Annotated in this window: 13 protein-coding genes and 1 riboswitch; of the genes, 6 read left to right on the top strand and 7 right to left on the bottom strand. The window is 68.4% G+C overall.

Annotation, left to right across the window (positions count from 1 at the left end):
- Nucleotides 1-95 precede the first annotated feature (95 nt).
- The gene (locus AB4061_RS24455; protein ID WP_441638327.1) at nt 96-2765 is read left to right on the top strand and encodes an MMPL family transporter; all 2670 of its coding nucleotides are present in this window, start codon (nt 96-98) and stop codon (nt 2763-2765) included.
- A gap of 20 nt (nt 2766-2785) precedes the next feature.
- The gene (locus AB4061_RS24450; RefSeq protein WP_441638325.1) at nt 2786-3622 is read left to right on the top strand and encodes an MlaA family lipoprotein; all 837 of its coding nucleotides are present in this window, start codon (nt 2786-2788) and stop codon (nt 3620-3622) included.
- Nucleotides 3623-3685: 63 nt separating this feature from the next.
- On the opposite strand, the gene AB4061_RS24445 is transcribed toward AB4061_RS24450, so the two are convergent.
- The 6 genes from AB4061_RS24445 to AB4061_RS24420 all read right to left on the bottom strand — a co-directional run bounded on the left by AB4061_RS24445 (nt 3686) and on the right by AB4061_RS24420 (nt 10719).
- A complete protein-coding gene (locus AB4061_RS24445) occupies nt 3686-4387 on the bottom strand; it encodes a phosphorylase (protein WP_441638323.1) in 702 nt (233 codons plus the stop codon).
- Nucleotides 4384-6399: a squalene--hopene cyclase gene (gene shc / locus AB4061_RS24440; RefSeq protein WP_441638321.1), complete on the bottom strand. Its 2016-nt coding sequence runs from the start codon at nt 6397-6399 to the stop codon at nt 4384-4386. The genes AB4061_RS24445 and shc overlap by 4 nt, the downstream gene beginning before the upstream one ends.
- A gap of 93 nt (nt 6400-6492) precedes the next feature.
- Nucleotides 6493-7341: a presqualene diphosphate synthase HpnD gene (gene hpnD / locus AB4061_RS24435; protein WP_441638319.1), complete on the bottom strand. Its 849-nt coding sequence runs from the start codon at nt 7339-7341 to the stop codon at nt 6493-6495.
- 252 nt (nt 7342-7593) lie between these two features.
- Nucleotides 7594-7845 (bottom strand): hypothetical protein, encoded by a 252-nt coding sequence (locus AB4061_RS24430; RefSeq protein WP_441638317.1) that lies wholly within the window; start codon nt 7843-7845, stop codon nt 7594-7596.
- A 146-nt stretch (nt 7846-7991) separates the two neighbouring features.
- Nucleotides 7992-9584 carry a gamma-glutamyltransferase family protein gene (locus AB4061_RS24425; protein WP_441638315.1) on the bottom strand — a complete coding sequence of 531 codons (1593 nt, stop codon included), beginning with the start codon at nt 9582-9584 and terminating at the stop codon, nt 7992-7994.
- A 94-nt stretch (nt 9585-9678) separates the two neighbouring features.
- Complete coding sequence (locus AB4061_RS24420) at nt 9679-10719, bottom strand: Bug family tripartite tricarboxylate transporter substrate binding protein (protein WP_441638313.1); 1041 nt, start codon at nt 10717-10719, stop codon at nt 9679-9681.
- A 312-nt stretch (nt 10720-11031) separates the two neighbouring features.
- Between AB4061_RS24420 and AB4061_RS24415 the strand changes: the two genes are divergently transcribed.
- The 3 genes from AB4061_RS24415 to AB4061_RS24405 all read left to right on the top strand — a co-directional run bounded on the left by AB4061_RS24415 (nt 11032) and on the right by AB4061_RS24405 (nt 14259).
- Nucleotides 11032-11937, top strand: coding sequence for a LysR substrate-binding domain-containing protein (locus tag AB4061_RS24415; protein WP_441638311.1), 906 nt, complete (start codon nt 11032-11034; stop codon nt 11935-11937).
- A 79-nt stretch (nt 11938-12016) separates the two neighbouring features.
- Nucleotides 12017-13471, top strand: coding sequence for a GntP family permease (locus AB4061_RS24410; protein ID WP_441638309.1), 1455 nt, complete (start codon nt 12017-12019; stop codon nt 13469-13471).
- 311 nt (nt 13472-13782) lie between these two features.
- Nucleotides 13783-14259: a DUF2501 domain-containing protein gene (locus tag AB4061_RS24405; protein WP_441638307.1), complete on the top strand. Its 477-nt coding sequence runs from the start codon at nt 13783-13785 to the stop codon at nt 14257-14259.
- Nucleotides 14260-14296: 37 nt separating this feature from the next.
- On the opposite strand, the gene AB4061_RS24400 is transcribed toward AB4061_RS24405, so the two are convergent.
- Nucleotides 14297-15853 carry a methyl-accepting chemotaxis protein gene (locus AB4061_RS24400; protein WP_441638305.1) on the bottom strand — a complete coding sequence of 519 codons (1557 nt, stop codon included), beginning with the start codon at nt 15851-15853 and terminating at the stop codon, nt 14297-14299.
- A gap of 304 nt (nt 15854-16157) precedes the next feature.
- A riboswitch (cobalamin riboswitch) is annotated at nt 16158-16415 on the top strand.
- Between the two features lie 125 nt (nt 16416-16540).
- Between AB4061_RS24400 and AB4061_RS24395 the strand changes: the two genes are divergently transcribed.
- Nucleotides 16541-18799, top strand: a complete 2259-nt coding sequence (locus tag AB4061_RS24395) for a TonB-dependent receptor (RefSeq protein ID WP_441638303.1) — start codon at nt 16541-16543, stop codon at nt 18797-18799.
- Nucleotides 18800-18801 lie beyond the last annotated feature (2 nt).

Here is an 18801-nt window from a genome sequence, read left to right as displayed (position 1 = left end):
CCGTTATACTCGCGGCTGCCACGTTGCGCCCTGCTTTGCGCCTTTGACTACGCGCGTCGTCGCGCACCACACAGTTACTGCTCCCTATATCGCCCATGTTGACGTCGTTGGTCATCCGCATTGTCCAGTTTTCCACCCGCCGCGCGTGGCCCGTCATCGCGCTGGCGTTGCTGCTGACCATCGTCAGCAGCGTCTATGTGGCCGGCCATTTCGCCATCAATACCGATATCAGCCGCCTGCTCGAATCGGACCAGCCTTGGGCGCGCCGCGATGCCGCCGTCAGCGCCGCGTTTCCCCAACGCGACCAGATGATCCTGGCGGTGGTGCAGGCGCCGGCCCCCGAGCTGGCGGACGCCGCCGCCAATGAGCTGGCCGGCGCGCTCGCCAAGCAAGGCAAGCTCTTTCGCGCCGTCAGCCAGCCCGGTGGCGGCGAGTTCTTCGAACGCAACGGCCTGCTCTTCGTCGATACCGCCAAGCTGCGCGACGTTACGTCGCAGCTGACCGAGGCGCGGCCGCTGCTGAACGCGCTGGCGCACGACCCGACCCTGCGCGGCCTTTCCGATACGCTGGCGACCACGCTGTCGCTGCCGCTGCAACTGGGGCAGGTCAAGCTGGGCGACATGGCCACGCTGCTCGGCAAGAGCGCGGATACGGTCGACCGGGTACTGGCTGGCAAGCCGGGCGCCTTGTCCTGGACCGGGCTGGTGGATTCGAGCCAGGAGCCCGCCCCGGGCCATCCCGCCACGGCGTTCGTCGCGCTCAGCCCCGTGCTTGACTACGCTGGCTTGCAGGCCGGCGCGCATGCCGCCGATGCCATCCGCGCCACGGCCACCAAGCTGGGCCTGGCACAGCGCTACGCCGCCCAGGTACGCCTGACCGGCTCGCAGGCGCTGGCCGACGACGAGTTTGCCTCGGTCAAGGAAGGCGCGGCCTTCAATGGCGCGCTGACGGTGCTGGTGGTGATCCTGATCCTGTGGCTGGCGTTGCGCTCCAAGCGCCTGATCCTGGCCGTGCTGGCCAGCCTGGCGGTCGGACTGGCCATCACCGCTGCCCTCGGGCTGGCCATGGTGGGCGCGCTCAACATGATCTCGGTGGCCTTTGCCGTATTGTTTGTCGGCCTGGGCGTGGATTTCGGCATCCAGTTTGGCGTGCGCTACCGCGCCGAGCGCCATGTGCACACCGACATCGCGGACGCGCTGGCCAGCACGGCACGGGCAGTCGGCGTACCGCTGGCGCTGGCCGCGGCCTCCACCGCGGCGGCCTTCTTCTGCTTCCTGCCCACCAACTATCGCGGCGTGGCCGAGCTGGGCCAGATCGCCGGCGTGGGCATGCTGGTGGCGTTCCTCACCACCATCACGCTGTTGCCCGCCCTGATCGCCGTGTTCCGCCCGAAGGACGAAGCGGGACGGGTCGAAGTGCCAGGCTTTAAATGGCTGGCGCCCGCCGACGATTTCTTCGAGCGCAATCGCAAGGCCGTGCTGCTGGCAACCGGCGCCCTGATTCTGGCGGGATCGCCGCTGCTGATGCACCTGCGCTTCGACTTCGATCCGCTGCACCTCAAGGATCCGCACTCCGAGTCGATGGCCACCTTGCTCTCGCTCAAGGACGCGCCCCAGGCCGGCACCGACAACGTCAGCGTGCTGGCGCCCTCGCTGGCCGCCGCGCAGGCCGCCGCTGCCCGCCTGGCGGCGCTGCCGGAAGTCTCGCGCGCGGTCACGCTGCAGACCTTCATCCCCGACGACCAGCCAGCGCGGCTCGCCTTGATCGCCGCCGCCTCGGCCAGCCTGATGCCGGTGCTGACGCAGACAACAGCCACTCCTGCCAACGATGCCAGGCTGGTCAATTCGCTCAAGAACGCGGCACGCCAGCTCGCGCTGGCCGCGGACGAGCACCCCGGCCCGGGTGCCGCCGAAGCGGCGCGCCTGGCAGCCTCGCTGCGAAAGCTGGCCGCCGCGGACGCGGCCACCCGCGAGCGCGCCGGGCAAGCCATTGCCCAGCCGCTGCGCCTGGCGCTGGCGCGCCTGCAGCACGCACTAGCGCCACAGCCGATCGCCCGCGAAACCCTGCCGCCGGCGCTGGTGCGCGACTGGGTCGCCCCGGATGGCCAGGCGCTCGTCAGCGTGAGCCCCAAGCTTCCCGTCGCGGCCACGCCGGGAGACGCTTCCAACACCAGTGACAACGATGCGCGCGACGCCGCGCTCACGCGCTTTATCGACGCCGTCCAGCGCGTCGAGCCCACCGCGGTTGGCGGCCCGATCTCGATCCGCGGCTCCGCCGACACTATCATGACGGCCTTTGCACAGGCCGGCGTGTGGGCCGTGCTGTCGATCACGCTGCTGCTGTGGATCACGCTGCGCCGCCTGGGCGATGTGCTGCGCACGTTGGTGCCGCTGCTGGTGTCCGCCTTGGTAACACTGGAGCTGTGCGTCGTATTCGGCATTCCGCTCAATTTCGCCAACGTGATCGCGCTGCCGCTGCTGTTCGGTATCGGCGTGGCCTTCAAGATCTACTATGTGATCGCGTGGCGCGAGGGCAAGACCCAACTGCTGCAATCCCCGCTGACACACGCCGTGCTGTTCAGCGCCGCCACCACCGCCGCCGCCTTCGGCAGCCTGTGGCTGTCCCAGCATCCGGGCACGGCCAGCATGGGCAAGTTGCTGGCACTCGCGCTAGCATGCACGCTGGTCGGTGCCGTATTCTTTCAGCCGATCCTGATGGGGCGGCCGCGCGCGCGGTCGGCCCCCCCCACCGGTCCGGCCCATTGATATCTCGTCCCCATAGAACAATGACTCACCCCAACTCTCGCCTCTCTCGCCTCCTGCCGGCGCTCTCGTTCTCGCTGTTGGCCACAGCCTGCGCCAGCGGCCCGCAAGCCAGCCCTGACGACCCCCTGGAGCCGCTCAACCGCGTTGTCTTCAAGGTCAACGACAAGGCGGACGAGTACGTGGCGACGCCGCTGGCCAAGGGCTACCGCGCCGTCACGCCGCAACCGGTGCGCACCGCGGTCACCAATTTCTATTCGAACCTCGCCGACGTCGGCAATACGGTCAACAACCTGCTGCAAGGCAAGGGCGTGGATGCGGCGGAGAGCTTCATGCGGGTGGCAGTGAACTCCGTGCTGGGCATTGGCGGCCTGATCGATATCGCCACGCCCGCCGGCATCAGCAAGCACTCCCAGGACTTCGGGCTGACGCTCGGCGTGTGGGGCGTGCCGGCCGGCCCGTACCTGGTCCTGCCGCTGTTCGGCCCCAGCTCGGTCCGCGACGGCGTTGGGCTGTATGTGAACTTCCAGCTGTCCCCGACCACGTGGGTAAACGATGAAGGCGTGAAGTGGGGCCTATGGGGCCTGGGCTTCCTGGACGCACGGACCAATGCGCTTGGCGCGACCGATCTGCTGTCGCTGGCGGCGCTGGATAAGTACAGCTTTGTGCGCGATGCATACCGCCAGCGCAGGCAGTACCTGATCCAGGGCGGTGGAGGGAAACTGCCGGAATATGAGGATACCGACGCGCCGGCCGAAAACGCGGCGCCTGCGCCTGGCGCACCCGCGGCGCCGGCCGCCACCCCCGCGCCTGCTGGCACGGAAGACAAGACGGCGGAAGGCGAAGCGAAGAAGCCCTGAGCCTGGCTTGACCCTGTCTGGCGCTGCATGCAGCACCAGGCAGGCTTCAGGCTGCCCCAGGCCTTAATCCAAGCCCAAGCCTAAGCCAAACCCCACCCCCACCCWGCCCCTGGCGGCCAGCAGCGCAAGCCTGGCCAGCCTCGCATCCCTGCCCAGCCGGATCAGGTCCGGCACCTGTCCAGGCCCCGCCAGCAGCGCCTTGAGCAATGCCCAGATATCGGTGCTGCCATCGGGGCCCATGCCGGCCACCGCGGCGGGCGGCACTTCCCGCTGCGCGGGATCGATCACCACCCGGCAGGCGGCGAACGGCAGCCCGAATTCCTCGGCGACACGCGCCGCGATGTGCGATTCCATGTCGACCGCCAGCGCACCGGTGGCCGCATGCAAGGCCGTCTTGGCCGCCACCGAAGTCACTGCCTGGTCAGCGCCGGCAAGCGTGCCGGAGATGGCCTCGGGCAAGGCAAGCGAAAGCGCGTGCGACCAGCTGGCGTCAACGGGCCGCGATCGATTCCCATCATGAATGGCAGAGGCGACGATCACCCGGCCGGGCAACAGCGCGGGATCCAGCCCGCCGGCCACGCCAAAGCTGATCACGCCGGCGCAGGGACGCGCCAGGCGTTGCCGCAGGCCTTGCGCCAAGGCTTCGGCGCGCAGGCCGTGCAGGGTTTCAACGCCGGGGCCGGCGGCGATGCCGGCCTCGAAGCGCATGCCGGCCACCACCAGCGTGGGACCGGCATGGCGTTGCGGCAAGCTTGGCGCGGTCACATCCCCCACGCCACTGCCCGCGTGCCATCGCGGCGCAGGTTGCGGTAGCGCGCCAGCGCCCACAGCGGGAAGAAGCGCGCGTAGCCGTGGTAGCGCAGGTAGAACACGCGGGGGAAGCCCACCGCGGTGAAGCGTGCCTCGCTCCACAGGCCGTCGGCCTGCTGCATGCGCATGAGGTAGTCCACACCGCGCGCCACGGCCGGATGGTCGACCTGGCCCGCGGCCATCAGGCCCAGCACCGCCCAGGCGGTTTGCGACGGCACGCTCGGCGCGGTCTCGTAGCCCTGGTAGTCGAGGCGGTAGCTGCTGCCGTCCTCGCCCCAGCCGCCATCGGCGTTCTGGATCGAGATCAGCCAGTCGGCGGCGCGGCGCATTTCCGGCGCTTGCGGCGCCATGCCGGCGGCATTGAGCGCGCACAGTGCGCTCCACGTGCCGTAGACATAGTTCGTGCCCCAGCGGCCGTACCAGCTGCCGTCGGCCATCTGCTCGTCGAGCAGGTAACGCTGGGCGCGCCGGAAGGCTTCGCTGCTGGCCGCGGTCTCGCCCAGTTGCGCGAGCATCGACAGGCAGCGCGCCGAGACGTCGGCGGTGGGCGGATCGAGCAACGCGCCGTGATCCGCGAACGGGATATTGTTCAGGTACTCATGCGTGTTCTCGGGCTCGAACGCGCCCCAGCCGCCGTTGCCGCTCTGCATGCCCGCCACCCACTCGCGCGCGCGGCTGACAGCCTCCTCGTAGCGTGAAAGATGGCTGGCCGGCGCCACGGCCGGCGCGGCTGCGCCGGTGCGCGCCGCGCGGTCCATGGCCATCGCCACCACGGCGGTGTCGTCCACGTCCGGGTAATGCGGGTTGGCGTACTGGAAAGCCCAGCCGCCGGGACGCACGTCGGGACGCCGCACGATCCAGTCGCCGCGCACGTCCAGCACCTGCAGCGGGCGCAGCCATTGCAAGCCGCGCTCAACGGCCGCCTCGGCTCGCGGGCCGCCCACCTCCAGCAAGGCGTGGCTGGCCAGCGAGGTGTCCCACACCGGCGACAGGCACGGCTGGCAATAGGCCTCGTCGCCATGCACCACCAGCAGCTTCTCGATGGAGGCGCGGGCCACCGCCACGTCGGGATCGGTGCGCGGCACGCCGAGCACGTCGAACATCATCACGGCATTCGCCATGGCCGGAAAGATCGCACCCAGGCCATCCTCGCCGTTCAGGCGTTCGCGCACGAACTTCTCGGCGCGGGCAATGGCGCGCGCGCGCAGGCTGCGGGGGAACAACGGCTCCGCCACGCGCAAGCCGGCGTCCAGCACACGGAACAAGCCGAACCACACGCGCTTCTGGTGCGGCGCGCGCGGGGCCAGCCGGGCTGCCTGGCAAGGACGGATGAACAATTCGTCGATGCCCACGCCACGCGGGTTCCTGGCCTGGGGACGCAGGCTGTTGAGCACCAGCAGCGGCACGATCACCGTGCGGGCCCAGTACGCGACCTTGGACAGGTGGAACGGGAACCACAGCGGCAGCAGCATGATCTCCACCGGCATCATCGGCACCGCCTGCCATGGCATCACGCCGTACAGCGCGAGCAGCGTGCGGGTGAAGACATTGCTGGCCTCGGCACCGCCCATCCCATGGATGGCGGCGCGGGCACGGCGCATAGGCTCCGACTCGGTGTCGTCGCCAATCATCTTGAGCGCGAAATACGCCTTCACGCTGGCGCTGATGTCCGAGCGGCCCTGATGGAACAGCGGCCAGCCGCCATCGGCATTCTGGATGCGGCGCAGGTAGCGCGCGATACGGGCTTCCAGCACGGTATCCGGGGGCTCGCCCAGATAGTGCACCAGCAATACGTATTCCGCCGGAATCGTCGCGTCGGCCTCCAGCTCGAACACCCAGTGGCCGTCCGGCCGCTGGGTGGCCAGCAAGGCGTCTAGCGCGCGGTCAAGCGTGCCTTCCAACTCGTCCGGCGCGGGCGCGGCATGCGCGGGCTCATTCGAATTGGGGGATAGTGCAACTTGGCTCATCGGTTTCGATGTCCTCTTTTCAACAACGCAATTACGGCAATGCCGCACGCGGCCGCGAGCGGCCATGGGCGGCAGTCAATCGGCGGATTCACCTCACACGAGGCCATGCCGCAGCAAAATCCATAGCAATCGCGCGCGCGGCACGCGAACCCGCGCCCGCGGGTTGGCCCAGCCGCGGGCCAGCAAACGCTGCAGGATCACGTGGTAGACCTCGCCCATGATGCGCGGCGAACGGACCGTGCGGCGCGGCGCCGCGTTCATGATGGCGAATGCCTGGTCGTAGTACGCCTGCGCCTGCTGCGCGACTTCCAGGCACGCGCGGCCAACGGCGGGATGCCCGACGATGGCATGCGGCGTGCCGATCGGCACGCCCGCGCCCAGCAGCGCTTCGGCCGGCAGGTACACACGGCCCAGCTCCGCGTCTTCGTCGATATCGCGCAGGATATTGGTCAGTTGCAACGCGCGGCCAAGGTGATGCGCCAGCGCTACGCCGGCATCGCGCTCCATGCCGAACACGCGCACGGCAAGGCGCCCCACCGCGCTGGCCACGCGGTCGCAATAGAGATCCAGCGTAGCGTTGTCCGGCGCGCGGATATCCGCGTGCACGTCCATGGCCATGCCATCGATGACAGCGAGGAAATCCTCCTGCTGCAAGCCGAAGCGCTGAATCTGGGCAGCCAGCCCGCGCAATGCCGCCGGCGGCGTGCCGGCGTAGCACGCGGCAAGATCGTCGCGCCAGGCGTCAAGCCCGGCAAGGCGCGTGGCGCGCGGGCCGTCGCCATCGGCAATATCGTCCACCGCACGGCAAAAGCCATAGATCTCGAACATCGCCTCGCGTTGCGCGGCGGGCAGGATCTTGAGGGCGGTATGGAATGAGCTGCCGGACGATACGGCATGGCCCGCTTGCGGGACGGTTTGCACTGCGATTTCTGTTCCGGCCACGTAACTCCTCGTCACGCGTTGGACCGCCGTGCTGCTTTACTGCCTAGGCCTGGCTTGTCGCCACAGCCCGGCATGCAGCGCCAGGCGGCATGTTTGGGGTAGTGGGCGATTATACCAACTCCGGCCATGGGCACGGCCGCCAGCCGAAGAAGGAGGCTGGAGGGGGGTGCCGTGCAGTCCACCGCCAGCGCCGCCGTGCCTGGCGCTGGCCTGGAGCGCGCGGCACCGCCTTCAGATTGGCGGGGCGAGCGCCTATTTAACGCGCGGGCCGGCGCTGCGGCGCTCCATCACGAATTTGCCGCGCCTTGGGTCGTAGCACGCCATTTCGACATAATTAGCGTCGTTTAGCGGGTTGTTGCCGCATTCTCCGGCACCCGCGCCACTTGCCGCAGCCTGTGCGGCCAGGGCACGCTCGGCCTCGGCGGCGACGCGCATGCGGCGCAGGTCGGCCAGCACGGACGGCGAGATGCGATCGAGCAGACGGCTGGACCTTAGCTTGTTCATGGCGGCCTTCCTCGAAGGGATGGCGCCAGTGTAGGCCCGTGGTACGGCCGTTTAATGTGCCCTGGACCACGCACCGGCGTATTTTTTTGCGCCGTGGCTGGCGCGCGCGCCACTCCGGTGCCGACGGCCGGCAGGCAGGGGCGCGCTCAGAACCCCAGCGGATAGCCGTCCTTGCGATGGTCCGAAGCCGCCGCGTAGCCATCCTCCAGGCGCATCGCGATCTGCGCGCCGCCGAATTCGAGGTTGCCCCGCGGCGCCACGTCCACCTTGTGGCCGCGCGCGCGCAAGCCTTCCACCGTGGCGGCCGGGCAATTCCACTCCACCGCGATGGTGGCGTTGTCGTCCAGCACGCGCCAGCGAGGCGCATCGCACGCGGCCTGCGGATTCTGGCCGAAATCCGCGAGCCGGCTGGTCATTTGCAGGTGGCCTTGCGCCTGCATCGAGCCGCCCATCACGCCGAAGCTGGCCAGCGGCGCGCCCTTGCGCATCAGAAAGCCGGGGATGATGGTGTGGAACGGCCGCTTGCCAGGGCACACCTGGTTGGGGTGGCCCGGCTTGAGGTTGAAGCCCCAGCCACGGTTATGCAGCGCGATGCCGGTGCCGGGCACGACCACGCCGGAGCCGAAGCCTTTGAAGTTGGACTGGATGTACGACACCATCATGCCGTTGCGGTCCGCCGTGGTCAGGTACACGGTGCCGCCGCTGTGGGGCCTGCCCGGGCCGGCCGCCGCCGCGCGCTCCGGGTCGATGGCCTTGGCGCGGCTGGCCAGGTAGCCGCGATCGAGCAGGTGGGCGGCCTGCACCTCGGTCATTGCCGTATGGTCGCCCACGTACTCGTGCAGATCGGCAAACGCCAGCTTCATGGCTTCCACCTGCACATGGATAGCGGCGGCGGAGTCCACGCCCATCGCCGCGACATCGAAATGCTCCAGCATGCCCAGCGCCATCAGCGCGCCGATGCCCTGCCCGTTCGGGCCGATTTCGAACAACTCCAGGTCGCGATAGGACATGCTGATCGGCTGGACCCAGTCCGCGCGATGAGCGGCGAGGTCGGCCTCGCTGATCAGCCCGCCGGTGGCGCGCGCATGCGCGGCGATGCGGCCGGCCAGCTCACCGTGATAGAAGTCGTCGCCCTTGGTCTCGGCGATGCGCGCCAGCGTCTGTGCCTGGCCCGTGCAGATGAAGCGCTCGCCCGGCAGCGGCGCGCGCCCGTTCGGCGCGAAGGCGTCGGCAAAGCCCGGCTTGTCGATCAGCACGGGCACCTGCGCCTGCCACTGGCGGTGCACGGTGTGCGAGACCAGGAACCCGTTGCGCGCGTATTCCAGCGCGGGCTCGAAGAGCTCGGCAAACGGCAGGCTGCCGAATTTTTCCCACGTGGCGCGCCAGCCGGAAACGGCGCCCGGCACGGTCACGGTGTCCCAGCCGTTGAGCGGCATGCTGGCGTAGCGCGAGAAATACTCGGGCGTCCACGCCGCCGGCGCCCGTCCGCTGGCGTTCAGGCCGTGCAGTTCCTTGCCGTCCCAGATCAGCGCAAAGGCATCGCCGCCGATCCCGTTCATGCACGGCTCGACCACGGTCAGCGCGATCGCCGTGGCCAGCGCCGCGTCCACGGCATTGCCGCCACGGGCCAGCATGCGCAGGCCTGCCGCGGCCGCCAGCGGCTGCGAGGTGGCCACCACGTTGTCGGCCAGCACGGGCACGCGTTGCGAGGGATAAGGGAAATTCCAGAAATTGGTCATGGCTTTGCGAGACTCGGAGGGTTGGGGGAATCTGGCCAGCGGCTTGCACGGCAGCGCCGGCCAGATGCGTTTGTGTTTTGTTCTTGCGCGGCGGCTACTCGATCTTGACGTTGGCCGCGCGCGCCACCTTCTCCCATGCGCGCATCTCGTCGCCGATCATGCGGCCGAACGGCTCGGGCGCGGTGTACTTGATCTGCACGCCCTGCGCTTCCATGGCCGTGGCCAGCTCCGGCGAGGCCAGCACCTCCTTCATCGCGGCGGAAAGCTGCTTGAGCACCTGGGGCGGCGTGCCCTTGGGCGCAACCAGGCCGAACAGGTTGTCGGCACGGAAGTCCCGGATGCCGGCCTCGGTCACCGTTTGGGCATCGGGCAAGGAACCCAGGCGGTGATCGGACGCCACCGCCAGCAACCGTAGCTTGCCGGATTTCACGTGCGGCAGGGCCGAGGGAATGCTGTCGAACATCATGCTCGCCCGGCCTGCCATCAGGTCCGGCAGCGCGAAGGCGCTGCCCTTGTACGGCACGTGCACCACGTCCACGCCGGTACGCAGCTTGAACAGCTCCGACTCCAGGTGCGACAACGTGCCGGAGCCTTGCGAGGCGAAGTTGTACTTGCCGGGAGACGCCTTGAGCAGGCCGACCAGCTCAGGCACCGAATGCACCGGCAACGAGGACGGCACCACCAGGATATGCGGCACGGTGCCGATGCCGGCAATGGGCACGAAATCGCGGGCGAGGCTGGCAGGCTGGTTGCTATACGTTGCAGCCGCAATGGCGGCATTGCTGACAGCGGCCAGGTAAAGCGTATAGCCATCAGGCGCGGCCTTGGCCGCGAAGCTCATGCCGATGGCCCCGCCGGCGCCGGGGCGGTTGTCCACCACCACCGGTTGCTTGAGCACGGTGGACAGGCGCTGGCCCACCGCGCGCGCCAGCACATCGGTGGCGCCGGACGGCGGGAAGGACAGCACCAGCTGGACCGCGTGGTCCGGGTAATCCGCTGCGGCGGCTGGCGTGGTGGTGGCAGCGGCGCCCGCGGCCAGCGCCAGCAGCAGGCCAGCTTGTGCCCGCTTGCCCCCACGGAAGAGACGGGCTGGCCCCTGCAACGGGCGGGTACGGTAAAGCGACGGGATAAACATGATCAGGGTTGCTCCGGATAGCGTCGAAGACGTTAACTGCCGAGGTAGAGTCGGAACGTTCCGGGGCGCAGCCGCTTTGGCTGCCGGCTTGTTTGCGCGCCCCTGTCATGCTGGATCTGGCTTCGCCTTGGGGCGATATTGACTGACGGGAAGCGCAGATTTTAGGCGCGCCCGGCGGCCACCGGGATGCGGATCGGCCATAGAGCTATGCGAAAATGGAATACGCATTGCGGCCACGGCCTGGCGCCCTTGCCAGGCCAAGCTGGCGGCAAGCTTTCCCTCACCGTTCCGACGCTTCCGAAGGCACATCCCATGCAGCTGAAATGGATCGACGACCTGCTGGTCCTGGAGAAGACGCGCAGCTTCTCGCGCGCCGCCGAGTTGCGGCATATCACGCAGTCGGCGTTGTCGCGGCGCATCCGTTCGCTGGAAGACTGGGCGGGCGCGGTGCTGGTCGACCGCAACACCTTCCCCATGGACCTGACCCCGGCCGGCAAGACCTTCTGCACCAGCGGGCGCGAGGCACTCACGCTGCTGATGGAGGCACGTGCCACGCTGCGCCAGGAAAGCCGCATGCCGGGCAAGGCCATCCAGATCGCCGCCGGGCATACCTTGTCGCTGACCTTCCTGCCGGGCTGGCTCAAGGCATGCCAGAAGCGCTACGGCCAGTTCAATGCCCGGGTCGTGGCCGCCAACGTGCTCGAAGCCGTGGTGGCGCTGTCGGAGGGCAACTGCGACCTGATGCTGGGCTACAACCATGCGCGGGTGCCGGTCTCGCTGGATCCGGACAAGTTCCGCAGCCTCACGGTGGGGCACGACGTGCTGATGCCGCTGTGCGCGCCCAATGCGCGCGGCGCCCCGCTGTTCCCGCTAGGCAGTAGCGGCGCCAAACCGATTCCCCACCTGGCCTACACGGCCAGCACCACGCTTGGCCGCATCGTCGAGGTGATTCTCGAAGACGCGCCGCCACGCCGCGCGCTGGAGCGTTGCTATGAGGCCGACATGGCAATCCTGCTGATGAAGATGGCCAGCGAGGGCCACGGCGTGGCCTGGCTGCCGCGCACCACCGCGGCCGATGCGCTCGCGGCGGGCACGCTGGTGCCGGCGGGAGACGCCGCGTGGTGCTCGGCATTCGATATCTGCGCGTATCGCGCCACCCATGCCAGCAACCCTACCCTGCTGGCGCTCTGGGAGGTGCTGGAGCGGCAGGCGCAATAGCGCGCATCGCCGCACCGCTCGCTGCGCCGCGTCACCTATGCTGTAAAGGCTTGAAAACCGCTGCGGGAGCACTGACACCATGGGCCTTCTTGGCATCCTGCTGGCCCTTGGCCTGCTGATCTGGCTGGCCTACCGGGGCTGGAGCATCCTGCTGCTGGCGCCGGCGGCGTCGCTGCTGGCCGCGGCCACGGCCGGCGAGCCCCTGCTGGCGCACTGGACCCAGACCTTCATGGGCAGCGCCGCGGGCTTCCTTGCCCAGTTCTTCCCGTTGTTCCTGCTCGGCGCGCTGTTCGGCAAACTGATGGATGACAGCGGCTGCGTCAACGCCATCGCCGCATGGATGACGCTCAAGCTCGGCCCCCCGCGCGCCATCCTGGCGGTGGTGCTGGCCGGCGCGTTGGTCACCTACGGCGGTGTCAGCCTGTTCGTGGCCTTCTTCGTGCTGGCGCCGATGGCACAAGCGCTGTTCGCCGCCGCGCAGATCCCGCGCCGGCTGATGCCGGCGGCGATCGCGCTGGGCACCTCCACCTTCACCATGTCCGCCCTACCCGGCACCCCAGCCATCCAGAACGCGATCCCGATGCCGTTCTTCGGCACCACGCCGTTTGCCGCGCCGGGCCTGGGCGTGCTGGCGTCCGCCATCATGCTGGCCATCGGGCTGTGGTGGCTCGCGCGCGTGGAGCGCGCCGCGCGCCGCGCAGGCGAAGGCTTTGGCGACGAGGCGCTGGAATCCGCCGACCGCGCCGCCGGCGATGAACTGGTGCGCGAGCGCGCCACGGTGGCCAACGCGTTCGATCCCGCCGAAGCGCGCCACGGCGCGCGCAGCGCCGAATGGCCGGCAGCGTGGAGCGCGTTCCTGCCCTTGGTGATGGTGGTGGCCGTGAACCTGGCGATGAGCTTGCTGGTGTTGCCCCGCTGGAACGCGAGCTACCTGGCCAACGAGCGCTGGGGCGGCACCAGCCTGGCGGCGCTGGGGGGCGTATGGTCGGTGCTGGTGGCGCTGGCAGCGGCCATCCTCTGCCTGCTGGCATTGCACCGCAAGCGCCTGGGCAAGCTGCGCGAGAGCATGGACGCGGGCGCCAATGCCGCCGTGCTGCCGGCAATCAGCGTGGCCAGCCTGGTGGGCTTTGGCTCGGTGGTGGCTGCCCTGCCTGCCTTTGCACTGGTGCGCGAATGGGTGTTGTCGATCGAGGGCGGTCCGCTGGTATCGCTGGCGGTGGCCACCAATGTGCTCGCCGCGCTGACCGGCTCGGCTTCGGGCGGGCTGACCATCGCCCTGCAGGCGCTGGGCGGCACTTACCTGCAGCTATCGGAGGTAACAGGCATCGACCCGGCCCTGATGCACAGGGTCGCCGTGATTGGCGCTGGCACACTGGACAGCCTGCCGCACAACGGCGCGGTGGTGACGCTGCTGGCGGTTTGCGGCACCACGCATCGCGAAAGCTATCGCGATATCGTGGTGGTTGGCATCATCGGCCCGATCGCGGCGCTGGCGGCGGTCATCGCGCTCGGCGGCGCCTTCGGCTCGTTCTAGGCAGGTTCCGGGCGCGCGCCTTGCCTCAGGCGGCTCAGGTGGCTCAGGTGCCGGAAGCGACAGTCCGTGACGCAAAGACGACAAAACCAGGTTTTGGGTAAATCGATACATGCACTTGGGAAAATTCGTATCATTGATACGACATTCTGACTTGCGGAACAATCAGTTGCATACTCGAAGCGTCGCTTAATGCGCGCGTCATGCAAATCGGCTAGAGCGGAGAGAAGAAAGCGTCACTGCGGCGAAGGGCAATGGCCGTTGCGGCAAGCACTATAGTGAAGACTGTTTCCGCCCCGCCAGAAGGATGCCGCATGAACGCCAGCCACTATCGCGCCACCGCCCTGAAGATCCTGATCGCCGCGCTGCTACCGGTGGCAGCCGCGCATGCGCAGCTCGGGGACCTGCTCAAAGGCGCCACGCAGGGCGGCACCGAGAGTTCGTCCGGTGGCCTGAGCGGCCTGGGCAGCGGCCTGGGCGGAATGAGTGGAATGCCCTCGCTGCAATCGCTGAGTTCGGGCAGTACCGGCAATGTCGCCGGGATCCTGGAGTTCTGCGTGAAGAACAACTACCTTGGCGGTGCCAGCGGCGCCGCCTCGGTCAAAGACAAGCTGCTGGGCAAGGTCGGCGGTAACGCGCCCACGTCGGACGCCGGCTATACCAGCGGCGCCAAGGGCATCCTGAGCAGCAGCGATGGCAAGCAGTTCGACCTGAGCGGCGGCGGCCTCAAGGAGCAGGTCACCAAGCAGGTCTGCGACAAGATCCTCGCGCAGGGCAAATCGCTGCTGTAGGGCCAGGCGCGCCGAGCGCCCGGTCAGCGCTCAACGCTCAGGCGGGCAACAGGCGAAAGGCCGACACGGCATGGTGCAGCGCGCCGGCCTGGTCTTCCAGCGACGTGGCGGCCGCGCTCGCCTGCTCCACCAGCGCCGCGTTCTGCTGCGTCATCTGGTCCATCTGCGCGACCGCGCGATTGACCTCCTCGATGCCGGTGCGCTGCTCCGCGGTGGCCGAGGCGATGCCGTCCATGATCGACGTCACGCGGCCGACCGCGTTGACGATCTCGGCCATGGTCTGCCCGGCCTGTTCCACCAGTGCMGAGCCGCTGTCGACCTGGCCCACCGACTCGACGATCAGCGTCTTGATTTCCTTGGCCGCGCCCGCGCTGCGCTGCGCCAGGTTGCGCACCTCGCCAGCCACCACCGCAAACCCGCGTCCTTGCTCGCCGGCGCGCGCGGCTTCCACCGCGGCGTTAAGCGCCAGGATATTGGTCTGGAACGCAATGCCGTCGATCACGCCGATGATGTCGTTGATCTTGCGCGAGCTGGCGGTGATGCCGCGCATCTTGTCCACCACCTGGCTGACCACGCTGCCGCCCTGCTGCGCGATCTGCGAGGCGTCGGACACATACTGGCTGGCCTCCTTGGCGTTGTCGGCATTCTGGCGCACCGTCGCGGTGATCTGCTCCATGCTGGCGGCAGTCTGCTGCAGCGAGGCCGCCTGCTGCTCGGTGCGGCTCGACAGGTCGCTATTGCCCGAAGCGATCTCCTGGGCCGCCGAGGTGATGGAATCGGCCGATTGCTGGATGCCCGCCACCGTGCCGGCGAGCTGGTCGCGCATATGGCCAATGGCGTACATCAGGCTGGAGCGGTCGTCCGGGTGAGTTTCGACGCGCGCCGTGAGGTCGCCGCTGGCCATGCGCAAGGCAAGGGCCGCGGCGGTAGCGGGCTCGCCGCCCACCGAGCTCTGGATGCTGCGGATCAGCAGCGTAGCCACCGCGGAAATCACAATGCCCAGCAGCACCAGCAGCCCCAGCGATTGATAGAGCGAGGCGCGGAACTGCGCTTGCACGTCATCCATATACGTGCCGGCGACCAGATCCCAGCCCCACGGCTTGAAGCGCGCCACGTAGCCGATCTTGGGGCTGGGCTGGTCGCTGCCCGGCTTGGGCCACCAGTAGTCCAGGTGGCCCGCGCCGTCGGCCGACGCGCCGCGGGCCGCGATATCGGCGTACAAGGCGTTGCCCTTGGCGTCCTTGAAGTCGCTCATGTTCTTGCCGTTGAGCTTGGCGTTGATGGGATGCATCAACAGCACGGAATCCGCGCCGACGATGGTGATGTAGCCATCCTTGCCATAACGCTGTGCGGCGACGCGGGCCGTGGCCTGGGCCTTGGCATCGGCCTCGGACATCTTGCCCTGGCGCGCTTGCTCGGCATAGTCGCGCACCAGCGAGAGCGACATGTCGACGATATTAGCCAGCTCGCTGCGGCGATCGGCCATTTGCAGCTGGCGGGTCTGGAAGGCATGCATCACGGTCAGCAACAGCAGGCCGAGCCAGGCCAGCACAAGGGGAATCCACAGCTTTTTTCGCAGGGTCAGACGATTCATGGCACTCGCTTCTCGGGGCAATCGCCAGTCATGCAGGAGGCATGCGGCATCTCCGGATATCGGAGCCGGGCTCGCCTTCTTTAGCGAAAGGCGCGGCAGGACGGCACGAAAGGCCTCGAAGCGCAGAAAATGCCGCATGAAGCACCAAAATGGCGACAGGTTGCGCCAGGCTGAAACGCCAGCGCACTCGCACGGTGCAAAGAAAACGCCTGCCATCCGCCCCCGAAAGCAGCGCAAATACGGCTACAATGCGCCTCGCATTCCACCCAGCAATTGCAATTGACTTGCAATTGCCTTGCAAGTGGACTGCCAAGGGTTCGAAGGTGCCTCCGGCGCGCAGCGCGCGGCGGGGGTTAAACGGGAAACAGGTGCGCCGCCGGCCATGCCGCGGCTAATCCTGTGCTGCCCCCGCAACGGTCAGCAGGTACAAAGGTGTCACGCCGCGCCAACAGGCCGCGGCAGCCACTGCGCATCATCGCGCGGGAAGGCGGCACCCCGGACGCGCCCCAGCGGCAGGCGTCCCCCTGCAAGCCCGGATACCGGCCTTCGACCGATCACCGGGGCTGCGGACGGGCGGCCAGGCGTGAGACGGCTGGCCACGCGTCTGGCAGTCACTGCGCGCTCGTCCGCGGCTGGTTCGTTTATTGCCGCCGGGCGGGGTCGCCCGCGGCCAATGATGGAAAGTTCATGTCCGCGCGCCCTCGCATTGCCCGTACCGCCTCGCCGGCGGCCGTCACGCCACGCAAATGTCGTCATGCGCCCAAGCCGCGCCAGCTCGCGCATCGTTGCGCGCTCGCGCTATCGCTGGGGGCCTTCGCCGGCCTCGGCGCCGATGCCGCCTGGGCGGCGGACGATGCGCAACCTTCGGAGCGAGCGCAATCGCAGCCGTCGCGCGGCAGCACGATGCTACCGGCGGTGGTAGTCAGCAGCGCCTCGCAGCCGCCCGGGCTCGCGCTGTCCGAGCCCACCAGCACCGGCAGCCGCCTTGGCCTGACCCCGCTGGAAACGCCCGCTAGCGTGGAAGTCCTGTCCGGCGACACCATTCGCGAACGCGGCGATTTGTCGCTGCGCGAGGCCGTGACCCGCGCCACCGGCATCACGTCCAATGGCGCGCCCGGCAACGGCGGCACGGCGCTCGCGGCACGCGGCTTCGCAGGCCAAGGCTCGGTGATGCAGTTGTACGATGGCACGCGCCTCTACGTGGCCTCCGGCACCGTCACCTTCCCCTTCGATACCTGGTCCGTGGACCGCATCGAAGTGCTGCGCGGCGCGGCCTCGGTCATGGTTGGCGAAGGCGCGATCGGCGGCGTGGTCAACGTGATCCCCAAGAAGCCGATACGCGCGCCGATCGCCAACGAGCTGCAGCTCACCGGCGGCACGCAAAGAACAGCACGCGCGGCGTTCGACAGCGGCGGCGCAGTCAACGAGACGCTCTCCTACCGCTTCAACGCCAGCTATAACCGCTCCGGCGGCTGGGTGGACCGGGGCGACTCGCGCAGCCTGGCGGTGTCGGCCGCGGTGCGGCTAGACGTATCGCCCGAGTTCAACCTGACGCTGTCCTATGACGATGCCGACCAGCACCCGATGCAATACCTGGGCACGCCGCTGGCGGGCGGCGGCCTGGACACCTCGCTGCGCAAGAAGAACTACAACGTTGGCGATGCCGACATCACCTACCGCGACCGCTGGACCCGGCTCGCGGCGCAGTGGCAGCCCAACGAGCGGGTCACGGTGCGCAACCAGTTCTACTACCTCACCAGCCAGCGCCACTGGCGCGACGCCGAGTCCTATACCTTCCTGCCCGCGACGGGCCAGGTGCGCCGCACCGACTACCTGGAGATCCTGCACGACCAGGAACAGGTGGGCAACCGCGCCGACCTGAAGATCGATGGCCAGTTGTTCGGCATGGCCAATACCGCCATGGTGGGGTTCGACGTTAACCGCATCAACTACACCAATAGCAGCAACTCGCCCTATGGCGGCGCATCCACGGTCAATGCCTACCAGTTCGACCCGGGCCAGTTCTTCAGCCCGCCAGGCGTTGTCACGTCGCCGCGCTTTCGCACCCACACCACGCAAGCCGCGCTGTTTGGCGAGGACCGCCTCAAGCTGACCCGGGAATGGTCGGTGATTGGCGGCGTGCGGCTGGACCATGCCCAGCTGGAACGCGGCAACCTGCTCACGGGCGACGACTGGACCCGCAGCTTCAACAACGTCACGTGGCGCGCGGGCACCGTCTACGCATTCACGCCAGCCCTGTCGGTGTATGCGCAGTACGCCACCGCCACCGATCCGCTGAACGCACTGATCTCCACCTCGGACGCACAGAAGGATTTCAAGCTGGCCGCCGGGCGGCAGATCGAAGCCGGGGTCAAGCAATCGTTCTGGAACCAGCGCGGCGAGTGGACTTTTGCCGCCTACCAGATCGTCAAGAAGAACCTGCTGACACGCGACGCCAACAACCCGGCGTTGGCGGTGCAGGTGGGCGAGCAATCCTCGCGCGGGCTGGAGGCCTCGGTCAGCGTGGAACTCATGCGCGGGTTGCGGTTGGAAGCCAACGGCACCGTGCTGCGCGCCCGCTACGACAACTTCGCGGAAAGCGTGAACGGCGCGCTGGTCTCGCGCAATGGCAATGTGCCCACCAGCGTTGCGCAGCAGGCGGCCAACCTGTGGCTGACGTGGGCCTTCGCACCGCAGTGGCAGGTAGGCAGCGGCCTGCGCTACGTGGGCAAGCGCTACACCAACAACGCCAATACCACCACCATGCCGTCGTACACGGCGGTGGATGCCTCGCTGCAATGGCGCGTATCGCGCAAGACGGCGCTGACGCTGCGCGTGTACAACCTGTTCAACCGCGACTACGCCGAATCCTCCGGCAACAGCGGCAGCCAGTGGCTGCTGGGCCGGCCGCGCGCGGCCGAGCTGTCGGCCAACTTCTACTTCTAGGC

Origin of the sequence: Cupriavidus sp. YAF13, assembly GCF_052113425.1 — a bacterium.
Classification (GTDB): Bacteria; Pseudomonadota; Gammaproteobacteria; order Burkholderiales; family Burkholderiaceae; genus Cupriavidus.
The sequence above is the reverse complement of the archived record's forward strand: the minus strand, read 5'-3'. Positions and strand labels throughout refer to the sequence as shown.